This window comes from Deinococcus aerophilus (assembly GCF_014647075.1).
In the GTDB taxonomy this organism is placed as follows: Bacteria; Deinococcota; Deinococci; order Deinococcales; family Deinococcaceae; genus Deinococcus; species Deinococcus aerophilus.
Genome location: NZ_BMOM01000023.1, coordinates 34,854 through 51,582, shown reverse-complemented (window position 1 = coordinate 51,582; position 16,729 = coordinate 34,854). Strand labels below are relative to the sequence as shown.

The following is a 16,729-nucleotide window of genomic DNA, read 5'->3' as shown; positions in this document are numbered from 1 at the left end:
CATGGAAGAAGGCCTGCGCTTCGCCATCCGCGAAGGTGGCCGCACCGTCGGCGCCGGCGTCGTTACCAAGGTCCTGGAGTAACACTCCACGGAAGGGTGGGGAGGCCGCTTGGCCTCCCCCTTTTCTTTTCACCTGCACCTTTGGGTTGTCGTTCGGTCCCTCAAACACCCCAAAGATTCGAGGTTCCAGACATACTCATCCGCCTGTGTAACGGGGGAGAACTGCGCTGTCCATCAGTGTTTTTTGGCCTTCAGAACTGGCCGGGAAGAATGTAACGCTTTCACACAAGTAGACACCCACCCCGACAGTGTCTATAATCCGAATGTTGCCCGCCACAAGGCGGGCTTTTACCAGCGTGTCACCGGGCATCGCCCAACGACGTTGCCGCGCAGGCGGACGCTGGGAGCAGGCCTCTTCCGTTTCTGGAAAGGACTGCGAAAGGAGCGAGATTATGGCTAAAGACGGCCCCCGCATCATCGTGAAAATGGAAAGCACCGCTGGAACGGGCTTCTACTACACGACCACCAAGAACCGCCGCAACACGCAGGCCAAGCTGGAACTGCGTAAGTACGACCCCATGGCCAAAAAGCATGTGGTCTTCAAGGAGAAAAAGGTCTGATCTTCGTTGATGCCGGAAGGCCCCCCCGCTGGGGCCTCCGGCAGCCGGAGCGCCTTTCTCTTCTCGACCGCAGGTGAATGCATGAACTTGATTCAGTACTTCCGGGATTCGCGCGGCGAACTCGCGCGGGTGTCGTGGCCGACACGGCAACAGGTGTTTGAAGGCACGCAGGCCGTGCTGATCTTCGTGGTGGCCCTGACGTTGATCGTGTGGATGCTCGACGTGCTCTTCAGTACCGTGATCCGGTTGGTGTTGCCATGAGCATCGAGTGGTATGCCGTGCACACGTACGTGGGTCAGGAAGACCGCGTGCAGCAGCACCTGATGGAACGCGCCACCAAACTCGGCATGCGCGGCAGCAAGATCTTCCAGGTGTTGCAGCCCAGCGAGAAGGCCGTGGAACTGCGCGAGGGCGGCAAGAAAGAAACCGTGGAACGCAAGCTCTTCCCCGGTTACGTCTTCGTGCAGATGGACGTGGAGGATGACGACGCTCCCGGGGAACTCGGCGAGTCGTGGGAAGTCGTTCGCGGCACCAACGGCGTCACCGGGTTCGTCGGGACGGCCACCCGTCCTGTGCCCCTGTCGCCCGAAGAGGTGCAGCGTCTGCTCGCCTCGGTCGGCGTGGGGGTGCAGCCCAAGGCTGCCGAAGCTCCGCGCGTCAAGGCCGATTTCAAGGCCGGCGACATGGTCCGCGTGACTGGAGGCCCCTTCGCGGACTTCAGCGGCGTGATCAGCGAAGTCAACGTGCCGCAGGCCAAGGTCAAGGTGCTGGTCAGCATCTTCGGCCGCGAGACGCCCGTCGAACTCGATTTCGGTCAGGTCGCCAAGTAACCGCCGCGTCTCCTCTGTGCCGGACACCACTAGGCACGGAGGGCCGGAGCGGGTAAAATCAAAAAGTTGCTGTCGGGCCGCCTCAGGGCGGCGCAGACGGAACTTAGCGCCAGCACCCCACCGCCGCCCCGGCCCACGCCGGGTCAGGACAGGACGGGGGAGCTAAGGAGGACACAAAATGAAGAAGGTAACAGGCATCGTGAAGCTGCAACTCCCGGCGGGCAAGGCCACTCCGGCCCCCCCCGTGGGTCCCGCGCTGGGTCAGTACGGCGCGAACATCATGGAGTTCACCAAGGCGTTCAACGCCCTGACCGCCGACAAGGGTGACGCCATCATTCCCGTGGAGATCACCATCTTCGCGGACCGCAGCTTCACCTTCATCACCAAGACCCCCCCGATGAGCTACCTGATCCGTAAGGCCGCCGGCCTGAGCAAGGGCAGCCCCACGCCCAACAAGGCCAAGGTCGGCAAGCTGAACTGGGATCAGGTGCTGGAAATCGCCAAGACCAAGATGCCCGACCTGAACGCAGGCAGCATCGAGGCCGCCGCCAATACTGTGGCCGGCACCGCCCGCAGCATGGGCGTGACCATCGAGGGAGGCCCCAATGCCTAAACACGGCAAACGTTACCGCGCGCTGGAAAGCAAGGTGGACCGCGAGAAGCAGTACACCATCGACGAAGCCGCCGCACTGGTCAAGGAAATCGCCACCGCCAAGTTCGACGAAACGGTGGAGATCCACTTCCGTCTGGGCATTGACCCCCGCAAGAGCGACCAGAACGTGCGCGGCACGGTCTCGCTGCCGCACGGCACGGGCCGGACCGTTCGCGTGGCCGTGATCACCAAGGGTGACAACATCGCGGCGGCCGAAGCGGCGGGCGCGGACATCGCCGGCGGCGACGAGCTGATCGAGCGCATTGCCGGCGGCTTCATGGACTTTGACGCCGTGGTGGCAACTCCTGACATGATGGCGTCGGTGGGCCAGAAGCTCGCCCGTCTGCTCGGGCCGCGCGGCCTGCTGCCCAACCCCAAGAGCGGCACCGTTGGTCCCGACGTGACCGGCATGGTGTCGAGCCTCAAGGCGGGCCGCATCGAGTTCCGCAACGACAAGACCGGCGTGGTCCACGCGCCCATCGGTAAGGCCAGCTTTGACCCGGCCAACCTGAGCGCCAACTACGCCGCGCTGGTCTCGGCGCTGGAAGGAGCCAAGCCCGGCAGCGCCAAGGGCGTGTTCCTGCGCACCGCCTTCCTGACCACCACCATGGGGCCGAGCATTCCCCTGACCCTGAGCGCCAGCGCCCAGTCCTGAGCCCCACCCGGGGAGAGGTTCAGACCTTCTCCCCACCCCATTTCTGGCACCCCGGTGCATCTTCGCACCCTTTCCAATCCGCTTTCTCTCCAGGCATCCATGACAGCGGGGACCCTTGCCCGGTTTAAACAACCCGCCGAGTTGCCAGGCTGCAAGCACCGCCGAGCTGTATGGCTGCGAAACTGCACCTGGACTTGTTCAACCACGAGGAGGTTTACTGCGTGGCGAACCCCAAGAACCAGCAGACCCTCAGCGCCCTGAAGCAGAGCCTGACCGATATCGAGACGTTTTACGTCGTCGACTATCAAGGCCTGAACGCCGGACAGCTGAGCAAACTGCGCCAAGACATCCGTGAAAAGGGCGGGCAGCTGATCGTTGCCAAGAACACCCTGATTCACCTGGCCCTGCAAGAGGGTGGACGCGACTTCAGCGACACCCTGAAAGGCCCCAGCGCCATCGTGCTGGCCCAGACCGATCCTGCCGGAGTCGCCAAGGCCCTGGCCGACGCGGCCAAGGGCAACGACCGGGGCATCCCGAACGTCAAGGGCGGCTTCCTGGAAGGCAACAAGGTCGACGTGAAAGTCGTCCAGCGTCTGGCCAGCCTGGGCAGCAAGCAGAACCTGCAAGCCGAACTGGTCGGCGTTCTCAGCGCCCACCTCAGCAACTTCGTGGGCGTCCTCGAAGCCTACCAGGCCAAACTCGAAGAGCAGGGTCAGGGCGCTTAAGCCCTCTCCCCCTTCACCCCTCAGCATTTTCCCTCAACCGCTTTACCAATCCACCTCTGGAGGAACACCAACATGGCATACGACAAACAGGCTCTGATCGACCAACTCGGAACTCTCACCATCATGGAACTCGCGGACCTGATCGACGGTCTGAAAGAGCAGTGGGGCGTCACTGCTGCGGTCGCCGCCGGCCCCGCCGCTGGCCCCGCTGCCGCCGCCGAAGAGAAGACCGAATTTGACGTGGTGCTGGTGGACGCCGGCGCGAGCAAGATCAACGTCATTAAGGAAATCCGCGCCATCACCGGCCTGGGTCTGAAGGAAGCCAAGGACCTGTCCGAGAAGGGCGGCGCCCTGAAGGAAGGCATCAGCAAGGACGAGGCCGAGAAGATGAAGGCCCAGCTGGAAGCCGCCGGCGCCAAGGTCGAACTCAAGTAAGTCCCCCAACCGGGTGTGCAGCCCCCTGGCCCTTGTGGCCGGGGGGTTTTTGTTGATGGTCCTGCCCGTGACGGTCACTGGATGGCACCCTGCCGGGCTCCCCACAGTCAACAGCGGGCCACCCCTACACCCGCGCCATGAACGCCGGAGCCGCCACATACAGCACGTGGGGCGAATGTCTTCGGACCAGTTCAGCTGGGCTTCAAGGGCGGCGCCGTTGCCCGCGTACAGGTGCGGGCTGCCGACGGTCACCCTCAGGGCTGGCTTTGTGCGCCTTCTCGAGCGGGCCGCGCGGACCGAAGTTCACCCGCCGCTCGGTCCGGTCACCGAAAATCAGCGGGAAAGGCCCTGGCGTTCATGGGACGCAGCCAGCGTCACGGGCAGAAGGACCGTCCTTACTTCACTTCCCGCCGCAACCCCGCCGCCATCTCGAACCACTCGCGCTCCTGACGGCGGTACAGTCCTGTGGCCCGGCGCTCGGTCTTTTCCATCTGCTCGAGCAGTTGCCGGGCCTCGGCCTGACGGCCCTGCGCGATCAGGTAAGCCGCGTAACGGGCACGGGGTTCCTCGGTGGTGGCCGCCGTCATGGCGTCCCGGTAGGTGGCATCGGCCTGTGGTTTGTTCTGCATGGCCTGCGCCTGGGCAAGCAGCGTCAGGGCGCGGGTGCGGGTGGCGGCGCTGGTCTTGAGGTCCACCGCGTTCAGCCGGGCCTCGGCCTCCGCCGGATTGCCGCGCGCCAGATCCAGTTCGGCGCTGGTGAGCAGCACCACCGGGTCGTCGGCATAGATGCCCCCCAGCAAAGGATCGAGGGTCGCCTGTGCCTCGTCGCGCCGTCCGGCACGGGCGAGCAGTGCGGCCAGATCGGCGCGGTTTTGCAGGGTGTCGCTCTCGGACAGGCGCTCGCCGACCTCCCGGATGCGGACATCCAGGGGCTTGAAGGCCTCCACGCCACGGGCCACCGCCCGCCCGGCCACCCGGGTGCTGCCGCGCAGACTGGGAATCAGCACCATGAAGGTGTAGGCCAGCGAGCCCAGCAGGCCGAAGATGCTGCCCAGCAGCGCCCCAAACCCCAGCAGAAACATCCAGAACACCGGCTGCCGGGTGGCGATGGCATGCACCAGGCCCACCACTGCCAGCACGCGCAGGACGTTGAAGATCAGGGGCAGGTAGGGTTGAAGGAAGTCCATTCCCCTCATGATAAAGGGCGGCCCTGCCGAGCTCAGGGCGCAGGCACCCTCTCTGACCCTGCAGACCCTCAACCCACCGTGCCGGGGGCCGCGCCTTATAAGAAAGTGACGTGCTGCACACCCTGAGACGGGTACGCTGCCGACCCCTTTCCCGCGCCAGCCTTCTCGTCCCTTGATGGAGCATGAAAAGCGCAAAGGAACGTCATGACGGGCATCCTCCGCTGCCCCATCTGGAGTGGATACGGCTGAGGCTGCGTGTTTCGGTGCCGGTCGGGGCAGGTCTTCTCTCTGGGCATGATGTACGCGGCCACCCTCATCTGCGTCCTGGCCGCCCGGCGTGGCGGGGGCAATAATATGGCGTGGCGCTGGATCGCTCTGGCGGTGGGCACCTACGTACGCCGTGGCCGACACCTGCTTTGATGTGCTGGAGTCGGGCATGGGGGCCGTGAAGACGCCTTCGGTGGCGGACGCGCTGTACCTCGCCTTCTGTCCCCTGATCTCGCCAGGGTGTCTGGCCCTGAGCGCGGCGGCACGGGCCCTGAACCTCAGCGTGGCCGCCGAGGGAATAGAAAATCTGGCACAGTGGCCGGCCATGACCGAGCTGGGATGTGGGCGCAGTCCAGGCTCCCGAGTGGGCCACCCCCAGAACGTCTACAAAACGCTGGATCTGCTTACCTGAACCCACCTGCAGACGGCAGCGCAGGCCACGGACGGCCCCCACCACGGCCATCCCTAACCCGAGTTTCTGATGGTCCTCGGTCCCTATTGACATTTTGCACTGCCACCAAATATACTTTCCTGTGGCCGACCAGGATGGGTCAGGCAGGAGCCTCTTGATCTACTCAGCGGTATTCTCCGGTTCTCACAACTAAGTTTCAACGACAGGGACGCAAGCCGGGCGGTTTGCGGGTCCCAATTGCGCCTTTTGATACCCCCGAAAGGCCGCAACCACGACGCAGGGTGTCCTCGAGGTGTGCATGAGCTTGTCCAGTAAAGAACCCCGCATCGAACGCTTCGGTGAAATCAGCGAAGTGATTCCGCTTCCCAACCTGACCGAGATCCAGGTCAACTCCTTCCGCGCCTTCTTGCAGGCGGACCGCGCTCCCGACAAGCGCGAGAACGTGGGCCTGCAGAGTGCTTTCAAGGAAGTCTTCCCCATCGACGAGACCGAGAAGGGCCGCTCGACCGGTCTGGTTCTCGACTACCTGGAATACCGCCTGGGCGACGCGCCGTACACCCCCGAGGAGTGCCGCGAGAAGGACCTGACCTACCAGGCCCCGATGTACGCCAAGCTGCAGCTGATCCACAAGGACAGCGGTCTGATCAAGGAAGATCAGGTGTTCCTGGGCGACCTGCCGCTGATGACCGAGGACGGCTCGTTCGTGATCAACGGCGCCGACCGCGTCGTGATCTCGCAGATCCACCGCAGCCCCGGCGTGTACTTCACGTCCAGCTACAAGGGCATCAAGAAGATGTACACCGGCGCGATCATTCCGATGCCCAAGCGCGGGCCCTGGATCGAGCTGGAGTTCGCGGGCGGCATTCTGGAAATGAAGGTGAACAAGCGCAAGTTCCCGGTGGCGATGCTGCTGCGGGTGCTGGGCTACGACGACGCGAGCCTCAAGACGCTGTTCACGGAATTTGACCCGAACACCGAGCTGCCCGAGGACAAGAGCGCGGGCATGGGCGCGGACGAAGCGCTGCTGCGCCTGTTCACGGTGCTGCGCCCCGGCGATCCGCCCAAGCGCGACAAGGCCACCCAGTACCTGTACGGCCTGCTCGCCGATCCCCGCCGCTACGACCTGGGTGAACCGGGCCGCTTCAAGATGAACCGCAAGCTGGGCCTGGACCGCAGCGAGCACACCCTGCTGACCTTCACCGACGGCAAGTTCAGCGACGCCGGTCTGGTGGACACCATCCGCTACCTGATGGCGCTGCACCACGGCCACGACACCGTGTCCATGATGGGCCCCGACGGCAAGATGCACGACGTGCCGGTGGGCGAGGACGACATCGACCACCTGGGCAACCGCCGCGTGCGGACCGTGGGCGAACTGCTCGCCGACCAGCTGCGCGTGGGCATGGGCCGCATGGCGCGTGGCGTGCGCGAGCGCATGCTGCTGGGCAACCCCGACGCCGCGACCCCCACCAAGCTGGTCAACAACCGCCCCATCGTGGCGGCCATGCGCGAGTTCTTCGGGCGCTCGCAGCTCTCGCAGTTCAAGGACCAGACCAACCCGCTGTCGGACCTGCGCCACAAGCGCCGCATCTCCGCGCTGGGGCCGGGCGGCCTGACCCGCGAGCGCGCCGGCTTCGACGTGCGCGACGTGCACCGCACGCACTACGGACGCATCTGCCCGATCGAAACGCCCGAAGGTGCGAACATCGGTCTGATCTCCTCGCTGGCTTCGTACGCCAAGGTGAACCCGCTGGGCTTCATCGAGGCGCCGTACCGCCGCGTCAAGGACGGCACGGTCAGCGAGACGGTCGAGTACATGACGGCCGACATCGAGGACCGGTACACCGTCGCGCAGGCGAACAGCCCGCTGAACGCCGACAACACCTTTGCCGACGAGCGCGTGCTGGCCCGCCGCAAGGGTGACCCGCTGTGGTACACCCCCGAAGAAGTCGACTACATGGACGTCTCGCCCAAGCAGATCGTCTCGATCAACACCTCGCTGATTCCCTTCCTGGAACACGACGACGCCAACCGCGCGCTCATGGGATCGAACATGCAGTCGCAGGCCGTGCCGCTCGTGCGCGCCGACTCCCCCGCCGTGGGCACCGGGGTCGAGCGCCGCGTGGTGACCGACTCGGGCACCTCGGTCGTGAGCGACGTGACCGGCCGCGTGACCTACGTGGACGCCCGCGCCATCCAGATCACCCTGGCAGAGGACTCCGCCGCCGCCGGCATGGTCACGGGCAACGTCCGCACCTTTGAACTCGTGCGCTTCACCCGCTCCAACCAGGGCACCAACCTCGACCAGCACCCCATCGTGAACGTGGGAGACGAGGTCAAGGCCGGCCAGGTCATCGCCGACGGTCCCGCCAGCGACCTGGGCCGCCTCGCGCTGGGCCAGAACATCACCATCGCCATCATGCCCTTCGACGGCTTCAACTTCGAAGACGCGATCTGCATCAGCGAAGGTCTGGTTCGCAAGGACTTCTACACCTCGGTCCACATCGAGAAAGACGAGATCGAGGCGCGCGACACCAAGCTGGGGCCGGAAAAGATCACCCGCGACATTCCGGGCCTGAGTGAAGCCGCGCTGCGCGACCTCGACGAGGACGGCATCGTGCGCGTCGGCGCGGAAGTCAAGCCCGGCGACATCCTCGTGGGCAAGACCTCCTTCAAGGGTGAGTCCGAACCCACCCCCGAAGAGCGGCTGCTGCGCTCGATCTTCGGTGAGAAGGCCCGTGAAGTGAAGGATACCTCGCTGCGCGTGCAGTCCGGTCAGGGCGGCATCGTGGTGAAGACCGTGCGCTTCCGCCGCGGCGACGAGGGCGTGGACCTCAAGCCCGGCGTGCGCGAGATGGTGCGCGTGTACGTGGCCCAGAAGCGTCAGCTGCAGGTGGGCGACAAGGTGGCCAACCGCCACGGAAACAAGGGCGTGGTCTCCAAGATCATGGCTCCCGAGGACATGCCCTACCTGGAAGACGGCACCCCCGTCGATCTGGTGTTCAACCCGCTGGGCGTGCCCTCGCGCATGAACCTGGGTCAGATTCTCGAGACCCACCTGGGTGAAGTGGCCCGCCTGACCGGTCAGAAGTTCGAGACTCCGGTGTTCGACTCGGTGACCGAGGCGGCCATCAAGGAGATGCTGGAGGTGGCGGCTGCCGAGCGGCTGCAGGCCCGCAAGGACGACGGCTTCGAGCTCGACAAGCGCGAGCAGGAAGTGCTGGACCGCGCCGGCAAGCTGGGCGTGATCAACCAGCCGGGCGACGACTATGAGGCCGCGCAGATGCAGCTGGCCCGCACCGGCAAGAGCATCCTGTTCGACGGACGCAGCGGCGAGCCCATCAGCGGCCCGGTCGTGGTCGGCACCATGTACGTCATGAAGCTCTACCACATGGTGGAAGACAAGCTGCACGCCCGCTCCACCGGCCCCTACAGCCTGATCACCCAGCAGCCGCTGGGGGGCAAGGCGCAGTTCGGCGGCCAGCGCTTCGGCGAGATGGAAGTGTGGGCGCTCGAGGCCTACGGCGCGGCACATACCCTGCAGGAAATGCTGACCATCAAGTCCGACGACATTGACGGACGCGACGCGGCCTACCAGAGCATCGTCAAGGGCGAGGAAGTCTCGGGCAGCACCATTCCCGAGTCGTTCAAGGTGCTCGTCAAGGAGCTGCACTCGCTGGGCCTGAACGTCGAGGTGCTCGACGCCGGGGACCGCCCGGTGGACATCTTCGAAGGCATGATGCCCAAACGCTGAGTGCCCCGGGACGGGGGCCAGGCGCCTGCGCCTCCCGTCCCGGCCCTCGACCCCGCTTCACCCTGGCCACGCTCCACCCCCCTAAGCCTCTCTCCTAGGAGAAGCCGTGAAAGATTTCAGCAAAGTTCGTATCGCCATCGCCAGCCCGGAAAAAGTCCGCGAGTGGAGCTTTGGCGAGGTTGAAAAGCCCGAGACCATCAACTACCGCACCCTCAAGCCCGAGCGCGAGGGCCTGTTCGACGAGCGTATCTTCGGGCCACAGAAGGACTACGAGTGCGCGTGCGGCAAGTACAAGCGCCAGCGTTACGAGGGCAAGGTCTGCGAGCGCTGCGGTGTGGAAGTCACGAGCAGCAAGGTGCGCCGCTACCGCATGGGCCACATCGATCTCGCGACGCCCGCCGCCCACATCTGGTACGTCAAGGACAGCCCGAGCAAGATCGGCACGCTGCTGGACCTGAGCGCCGGGCAGCTGGAAAAGGTGCTGTACTTCAGCTCCTTCCTGGTCACCGATCCGCGCAACGCCCAGAAGGATGGCCGTCCCCTCAAGCGCGGCGAACTCCTGAGCGACGACGAGTACCGTGAGCTGCGCTTCGGCCGGCAGGAAACCTACACCATCCCCGGCGGCCAGGAAGCCGTGGTCCGGGACGGCGAGTACGTGACGCGCGGCCAGACGCTGGGCGGCAACGTGGTTGCCAAGATGGACGGCCTCGCGCAGTTCCGCTTTCCGCGCCGCGCCGAGATCGCCTACCGTGAGGAAGTCGAGGCCACCCTGCCCCTGCCCGCCGACGTGCTGGTGGATCAGGAAACCTTCCGCGCCGGAGAAATCCTGGCCGAGCTGGAAAGCGCCGTGAGCATCACCGCTCCGGTGGGCGGCACCGCCTTCCTGCACGACATGGGCGAGGACTCCGTGATGGTGATGATCCGCGAGAGCGTGGACGCCACCGAGAACGAGGACGAGGATGCCGAAGCCGCCGCTCCGCTGGGCGAGGTGCTGGCCCGCGTGTACGTGCCGCACGGCATGGACGTGCAGGTCGCGCACGGCGAGATCATCGAGGCCGGGGCCGTGCTGGCCGAGGCCGCTGCGGGCAAGCGCCTGCGCGTGAGCCGCGACAGCCGCCTGAGCGCCGTTAAGCTGCCCAAGAAGGGTGACCCCACCGTCACCGCGCACTGGACCCGCCGCGCCGAGTACCCCATCAACCCCACCATGCACGTGCTGGTCGGGGACGGCAGCGAGGTCGAGGCCGGCCAGAAGGTCGTCGGGGCCATCGACACCGCCGAGGAAATCACCGCGGAGGCGAACGGCACCATCACGCTGCACGCGCCCGCGAGCATCATCGTCTCCAAGGCCAAGGTCTACCCCTACGAGGACGAGCCGCTGGTCGTGATCGGGGACCGCGTGGAGCCTGGCGATGAGCTGGCCGACAGCGGCAACCTGCGCAGCGAGATCTCGGGCCGCATCGAGATTGATCTGGTGCGCAAGCAGGTGCGCGTCATCGAGTCCTACGACTTCGAGGCCAAGATGGGCGCCGAGGCCGTCAAGGAACTTCTGGACGACCTGGATCTGGACGTGCTGGAAGCCGAGCTGAACGAGGCCATGAAGGACTCCTCGCGCCACAAGCGTGCCAAGTCGCGCAAGCGCCTGGAAGTCACCCGCAGCTTCAAACGCAGCGGCAACCACCCGTCGTGGATGATCCTGAACACCGTGCCCGTGATGCCGCCGGACCTGCGTCCGATGGTGCAGGTGGACGGCGGACGCTTCGCGACCTCGGACCTCAACGACCTGTACCGCCGCCTGATCAACCGCAACAACCGCCTCAAGAAGCTGATCGGTCAGGGTGCGCCCGACATGATCATCCGCAACGAGAAGCGCATGTTGCAGGAAGCCGTGGACGCCCTGATCGACAACGGTCGGCGCGGCAGCCCCGTGACCAACCCCGGCAGCGACCGCAGCCTGCGCAGCCTGACCGACCTGCTCGGCGGCAAGCAGGGCCGCTTCCGCCAGAACCTGCTGGGCAAGCGCGTGGACTACTCCGGGCGCTCGGTCATCGTGGTCGGCCCGCAGCTCAAGCTGCACCAGTGCGGTGTGCCCAAGCGCATGGCCCTGGAACTGTTCAAGCCCTTCCTGTTCAAGGTGCTCGAGGAAAAGGGCGAGGTCACGAACATCAAGCAGGCCCGCAAGATGCTCGAGCGCTACCGCGACACCCGCGACAGCGTGTGGGACGCCCTGGAAGAGGTCATCGAGGACAAGGTCGTGCTGCTCAACCGCGCGCCCACCCTGCACCGACTGGGCATCCAGGCCTTCGAGCCGGTGCTTGTGGAAGGTCAGTCCATCCAGCTGCACCCGCTGGTCTGTGAAGCCTTCAACGCCGACTTCGACGGCGACCAGATGGCGATTCACGTCCCCCTGAGCGCGCAGGCGCAGGCTGAGGCACGCATCCAGATGCTCGCCTCGCACAACCTGCTCTCGCCCGCCAACGGCGAGCCGAACGTCAAGCCCAGCCGCGACATCATCCTGGGGATCTTCACGCTGACCCAGCTCAGGCATGACAACCTGGGCGCCGGGACCGAGTTCCCCGACGAGCGGGCGGCCCTGAAGGCCCTGGCCGACAAGAAGGTCAGCCTCAACAGCCCCATCACCGTGCGCGGGGTCGAGACCAGCCCCGGCCGCCTGAAGTACGTCTTCTCCAGCCCCGACGAGGCGATCATGGCCGTCGAGCGCAGCGAGATCGACTATCAGGACCACGTGCGCATCCGCCTGAACGGCGTGACCTACGAGACCAGCGCGGGCCGCGTGATGTTCCGCCGTCTGGTTCAGGAAGCCCTGGGCACCCAGGCGAACCTGGTGGACACCCTGGTCAACCTGGACACCGCCTACGAGAAGGACCACCTGAAAGACATGGTGATGGCCTGCTTCAAGCACCTCGGCATCGAGGCCACCGCCGGTCTGCTGGACGCCCTGAAGGACAGCGGCTTCAAGCTCTCGACCTCCTCGGGCATCACCATCGGCATCGACGACATCGTGATTCCGCCCAGCAAGGGCGACATCCTGGCGCGCGCCGACGAGCAGGTCGCCGAGATCGAGCAGAACTACGAGTTCGGCTTCATGACCGACGAAGAGCGCTACAAGCAGGTCGTGCAGCTGTGGAACGAGACCAAGGATGAAATCAAGAACGCCATGTTCGACAATTTCAGCCAGAACTACCCGTTCAACCCGCTGTGGATCATGAGCCAGTCCGGCGCGCGTGGTAACGCCCAGCAGATCACGCAGCTCGCCGGGATGCGCGGCCTGATGGCCCGCCCCGACGGCAGCACCATCGAGGTGCCGATCCGCGCTTCCTTCCGCGAGGGTCTGACCGTGCTGGAGTACTTTATCAGCACGCACGGCGCGCGTAAGGGTGGGGCCGACACGGCGCTGCGTACCGCCGACTCGGGCTACCTGACCCGTAAGCTCGTGGACGTGGCCCACGAGGTTGTTGTCCGCGACGTGGACTGTGGCAGCACCGACTACACCACCATGATGCTGGGCGCAGTGGATGAGCGCAGCGGCGAATGGCGCGCGCGCAAGGCCAGCGAGATCGAGACGAGCATCTATGGCCGCACGCTGACCAGCGATGTGGAACTCAGCGACGGCCGCGTCATTCAGGAAGGCGAGATGCTGTCCCTGGAAGACGTCAAGGCCATCACCCGCGACGCCAAGGCCATCGGGGAGATCTTCGTGCGCACCCCGCTGAACTGCCGCGTCAAGAGCGGTGTGTGCCAGAAGTGCTACGGCTACGACCTGTCGCAGGCCAAGCCGGTCAGCATGGGCGAAGCGGTGGGCGTCGTGGCCGCAGAAAGCATCGGCGAGCCCGGCACGCAGCTCACCATGCGGACCTTCCACACCGGCGGTGTGGCCGGCAGCGGCGACATCACCATGGGTCTGCCCCGCGTGATCGAGCTGTTCGAGGCCCGTAAGCCCAAGGTGCCTGCGCTGATCGCCGACACCACCGGCACCCTGCACATCACCGAGGAAGAGGAACGCTTCCTGATCAAGGTGGAAGCCGACGACGCGCAGTTCAGCGGCAAGCTGCACAAGGTCACCCGCGCCACGCGCCTGCTGCCCGACATCAAGGACGGCTCGCACGTGGAGGCCGGCCAGCAGCTCACGCGCGGAGCAGTCAACCCGCACGACCTGCTGGAGCACAAGGACAACGAGTCCGCCCAGAAGTATCTGGTGGACGAAGTGCAGCGTGTGTACCGCAGCCAGGGCGTGAAGGTCCACGACAAGCACATCGAGGTGATCATTCGCCAGATGCTGCGCTACGTGGAGATCGTGGACGGCGGCAGCACCGACCTGCTCGAGGGCCAGACCGTCGAGCGCTGGGAAGTGGACGCGGCCAACGACGCCCTGGAAGACGGTCAGACCCCGTCGAGCTGGAAGCCGGTGCTGCTCGGCATTACCAAGAGCAGCCTGACCACCAAGAGCTGGCTGTCGGCCGCCTCCTTCCAGCACACCACCCACGTGCTGACCGAAGCCTCCATGAAGGGTCAGGTCGACGACCTGATCGGCCTGAAGGAAAACGTCATCCTGGGCAAGCTGATTCCCGCCGGCACCGGCCTGCTGACCGTGCGCGAGATGCAGGTCGCCGACGACCGCACGCTGGAGAAGTACGGCGAGAACAACACGAGCAGCGATTCCGTCACCGGCAACCGCAGCTACGATGACACCCGCCCCGGTGTGGTCAACGAGAACGTGACCTACACCAACTAACCCACCTTTCACTGAGCAGCCCCCGCCGAAGATCTGGCGGGGGCTGCTTTTTTGCTGGTGGGCGGGGTCTACTGGCGGGAAGACTGACCCGCCGCCACCTCTGCGGCGTCCGCCAGGGCGTCCAGGCTGGCAGTCCCGGCCACCGTCACCCGGGTAAAGCCAGCCTCGCGCGCCGCGTCGGCCGTTTGCGGCCCCATCGCGGCGGCGGGCAAAGACAGCGGGTCAAAGTCCGCCGAGGCCAGCGCCGCGAGGTGGCGGGCCGCGCTGCCCGAGGCCAGGGTGATGACGGCCGCGTTCTTCAGCCGTTCCAGGGCATTGAGGTCGGGCCGGGCCGCCTCGGTGCGGTACAGTTCGGCCCGGCGGTAGCCCAGGCCCCGCGCCTCCAGCGCCCTTTGCAGGTCATCCTCGGCCAGCTGCGAGGTCAGGTGCAGGGCGGCCTCTTCCTCCCGCACCGGCAGCTCTGCGCCCAGATGGCGCGCGCCGGGTGTGGACGGCACGAAGTCGGCGCGCACGCCACGCTCCTGCAGGCTGCGGGCGGTGCTGGGGCCCACAGCCGCCACCTTCACGCGGGCCAGGGCGCGGGCATCCAGCCCGGCTCCGTCGAGCAGCGAGAACAGCGCCGTCACCGCCTGATTGCTTGTGAGCAGCAACCAGCCTTCCAAGTCACGCAGGGCAGACAGGGCGGCGGCCCCTCCGTCCGCCGCCGGTTCAAAGCGGATCAGCGGCACCTCCAGCACATCTGCGCCGCGCGCGCGCAATACGTCTCCCAGGGCGCTCGCTCCGTCCCGAGTGCGGGTCACGGCCACGGTCTTACCGCTCAGCGGACCGCCGAAGGCCGGGGCGTTGTCGAACCAGCGCAGCTTCTCGCGCAGGCGCACCACCTCGCCCACCACGGTGACGGCGGGGGCTTCCAGGCCCGCCTCCTTCACCACCTCCGCGATGGTGGCCAGGGTGCCGGTCGCCACGCGCTGCTGATGGGTGCTGCCCCACTGCACGGTGGCGGCGGGGGTCTGTGGGTCACGTCCGGCGGCGATCAGATCGCCCGCGATCTGGTCGAGGTTGCGCACGCCCATCAGGAGCAGCAAGGTGTCCACGCCCGAGAGGCGTTCGTAGTGGGCGCCGCCCTCGCGCGTGTTGCCGGTGAGCACCGCGAAGGAACGGGCCACGTCGCGGTGCGTCACCGGAATCCCGGCGTAGGCGGGCGCGGCGATGGCACTTGTGACGCCCGGCACGACCTCAAAAGGAATGCCCGCCGCCACGCACGCCTCGGCCTCCTCGCCGCCGCGTCCGAACACGAACACGTCGCCGCCCTTCAGGCGGGCCACCCGCTGACCGCCCCCCTCCTGCGCGGTGGTCACGATCAGCGCATTGATCTGCTCCTGGGTGATGTACTCGGAAAAGCCCTTCTTGCCCACGTAGATGGTCCGGGCCTCGGGGCAGTGACGCAACAGTTCGGGATTGGCGAGGTAATCGAACAGCACCACGTCGGCCTGTTGCAGCGCGCGCTGGCCGTGCAGGGTAAGCAGGCCAGGATCGCCCGGCCCGGCCCCGATCAGGGAGACGAAGGCGCGGGAAGAGGAGGCGGGAGCATCGGTCATGCTGCACAGGCTAGCGGGCCAGGGCAGGGACATGTGCGGGACGCTAGGGTAACGGCGTGAACACAGAGTTGCTGGGACGGCTGGCCCGCGCGGAGGCGGCCGCCCACGCCCGCTATGGCCGTACAGGCGAGACGGCGCACTTTGGTCCCCTGATCGCGGTCCACGCGGGGCCGGAGCTGCCCATCAACGCGGCCTGGCACGACGGGACCCGCCCGCCCACAGCGCAGGAACTGGAAGCCTTCGGGGTGTTCTGTGCCCATCACAGCCAGCCGCAGACCGTCCATCTGCTCTCGGCCTTCATGCCCCAGGGGTGGACCGTCCTGAGCGAACGCGGCTACGCGCTGGACTACGTATTGCATGTCTACGTGCATGATCTGAAACGGCGGCCTGCCGCGCCGCCCGGCGACCTCCGGGAGGAGGAACCTGCCGGCTGGGCGGCCGTGGCCGCACGGGGGTTTGGGCCCGGAACCGAGGCGATCATGGACGCCGTGGCCCGCGCGCCGGGAACCCGGCGGTTCATGGCGTGGCTGGACGGTGAACCCGCCGCCGTGGCCGCGATGAGCATGGGCGAGGGGGTGGCCGCCTTTCATGGCACCGCCACCCTGCCCCCGTTCCGCAGGCGGGGGGTGCAGACGGCGCTGCTGGCCCACCGGCTGCACGTGGCGGCGCAGGCCGGAGCGGACTTGGCCAGCGTGTTCGTCACGCCCGGCAGTGGCAGTGAACGCAATGTGGAGCGGGCCGGTTTCCGGCTGGTGGGGGCGCGGCTGACCGTGACCCGGCACCCGGAAGCCCTGACCCGGCACGCCTGAGCCTGCTCAGTCCGAGGCGCTCGCGAGCAGATCCG

The 16,729-nt window shown here is 66.3% G+C and carries 15 protein-coding genes; 13 read left to right on the top strand and 2 right to left on the bottom strand.

Translation table 11 applies throughout. The features are described 5' to 3' along the window. From IEY21_RS12875 to rplL, 8 genes are all read left to right on the top strand, one after another. A partial coding sequence (locus IEY21_RS12875; RefSeq protein WP_188902398.1) for an EF-Tu C-terminal domain-related protein occupies positions 1 to 82 on the top strand: 82 nt, incomplete at its 5' end. Between the two features lie 370 nt (positions 83 to 452). After that, the gene (gene rpmG, locus IEY21_RS12870; RefSeq protein ID WP_029479293.1) at positions 453 to 620 is read left to right on the top strand and encodes a 50S ribosomal protein L33; all 168 of its coding nucleotides are present in this window, start codon (positions 453 to 455) and stop codon (positions 618 to 620) included. A gap of 81 nt (positions 621 to 701) precedes the next feature. After that, a complete protein-coding gene (secE, locus tag IEY21_RS12865) occupies positions 702 to 881 on the top strand; it encodes a preprotein translocase subunit SecE (RefSeq protein ID WP_188904753.1) in 180 nt (59 codons plus the stop codon). Further along, positions 878 to 1,450, top strand: a complete 573-nt coding sequence (gene nusG / locus IEY21_RS12860; protein ID WP_188904752.1) for a transcription termination/antitermination protein NusG — start codon at positions 878 to 880, stop codon at positions 1,448 to 1,450. The genes secE and nusG overlap by 4 nt, the downstream gene beginning before the upstream one ends. A gap of 178 nt (positions 1,451 to 1,628) precedes the next feature. Continuing rightward, complete coding sequence (rplK, locus tag IEY21_RS12855; RefSeq protein ID WP_188904751.1) at positions 1,629 to 2,063, top strand: 50S ribosomal protein L11; 435 nt, start codon at positions 1,629 to 1,631, stop codon at positions 2,061 to 2,063. Beyond that, a complete protein-coding gene (rplA, locus tag IEY21_RS12850; protein ID WP_188904750.1) occupies positions 2,056 to 2,757 on the top strand; it encodes a 50S ribosomal protein L1 in 702 nt (233 codons plus the stop codon). The genes rplK and rplA overlap by 8 nt, the downstream gene beginning before the upstream one ends. Positions 2,758 to 2,978: 221 nt before the next feature. Next, a complete protein-coding gene (gene rplJ, locus IEY21_RS12845) occupies positions 2,979 to 3,482 on the top strand; it encodes a 50S ribosomal protein L10 (RefSeq protein ID WP_188904758.1) in 504 nt (167 codons plus the stop codon). A gap of 72 nt (positions 3,483 to 3,554) precedes the next feature. Beyond that, entirely contained in the window at positions 3,555 to 3,917 is a 363-nt protein-coding gene (rplL, locus tag IEY21_RS12840) for a 50S ribosomal protein L7/L12 (protein WP_188904749.1), read from the top strand. Positions 3,918 to 4,312: 395 nt separating this feature from the next. On the opposite strand, the gene IEY21_RS12835 is transcribed toward rplL, so the two are convergent. Further along, the gene (locus tag IEY21_RS12835; RefSeq protein ID WP_188904748.1) at positions 4,313 to 5,104 is read right to left on the bottom strand and encodes a tetratricopeptide repeat protein; all 792 of its coding nucleotides are present in this window, start codon (positions 5,102 to 5,104) and stop codon (positions 4,313 to 4,315) included. Between the two features lie 294 nt (positions 5,105 to 5,398). Between IEY21_RS12835 and IEY21_RS17025 the strand changes: the two genes are divergently transcribed. The 4 genes from IEY21_RS17025 to rpoC all read left to right on the top strand — a co-directional run bounded on the left by IEY21_RS17025 (position 5,399) and on the right by rpoC (position 14,287). After that, positions 5,399 to 5,524 carry a hypothetical protein gene (locus IEY21_RS17025; RefSeq protein WP_268237803.1) on the top strand — a complete coding sequence of 42 codons (126 nt, stop codon included), beginning with the start codon at positions 5,399 to 5,401 and terminating at the stop codon, positions 5,522 to 5,524. A 25-nt stretch (positions 5,525 to 5,549) separates the two neighbouring features. Continuing rightward, entirely contained in the window at positions 5,550 to 5,783 is a 234-nt protein-coding gene (locus IEY21_RS12830) for a hypothetical protein (protein ID WP_188904747.1), read from the top strand. A 298-nt stretch (positions 5,784 to 6,081) separates the two neighbouring features. Beyond that, a complete protein-coding gene (gene rpoB, locus IEY21_RS12825) occupies positions 6,082 to 9,537 on the top strand; it encodes a DNA-directed RNA polymerase subunit beta (protein WP_188904746.1) in 3,456 nt (1,151 codons plus the stop codon). A 106-nt stretch (positions 9,538 to 9,643) separates the two neighbouring features. After that, positions 9,644 to 14,287, top strand: a complete 4,644-nt coding sequence (gene rpoC, locus IEY21_RS12820; RefSeq protein ID WP_188904745.1) for a DNA-directed RNA polymerase subunit beta' — start codon at positions 9,644 to 9,646, stop codon at positions 14,285 to 14,287. Positions 14,288 to 14,355: 68 nt separating this feature from the next. On the opposite strand, the gene cobA is transcribed toward rpoC, so the two are convergent. Beyond that, entirely contained in the window at positions 14,356 to 15,885 is a 1,530-nt protein-coding gene (gene cobA, locus IEY21_RS12815) for a uroporphyrinogen-III C-methyltransferase (protein WP_188904744.1), read from the bottom strand. Between the two features lie 56 nt (positions 15,886 to 15,941). On the opposite strand from cobA, the gene IEY21_RS12810 reads away from it, so the two are divergent. Next, entirely contained in the window at positions 15,942 to 16,694 is a 753-nt protein-coding gene (locus IEY21_RS12810; protein WP_188904743.1) for a GNAT family N-acetyltransferase, read from the top strand. The last annotated feature ends 35 nt before the right edge of the window (positions 16,695 to 16,729 follow it).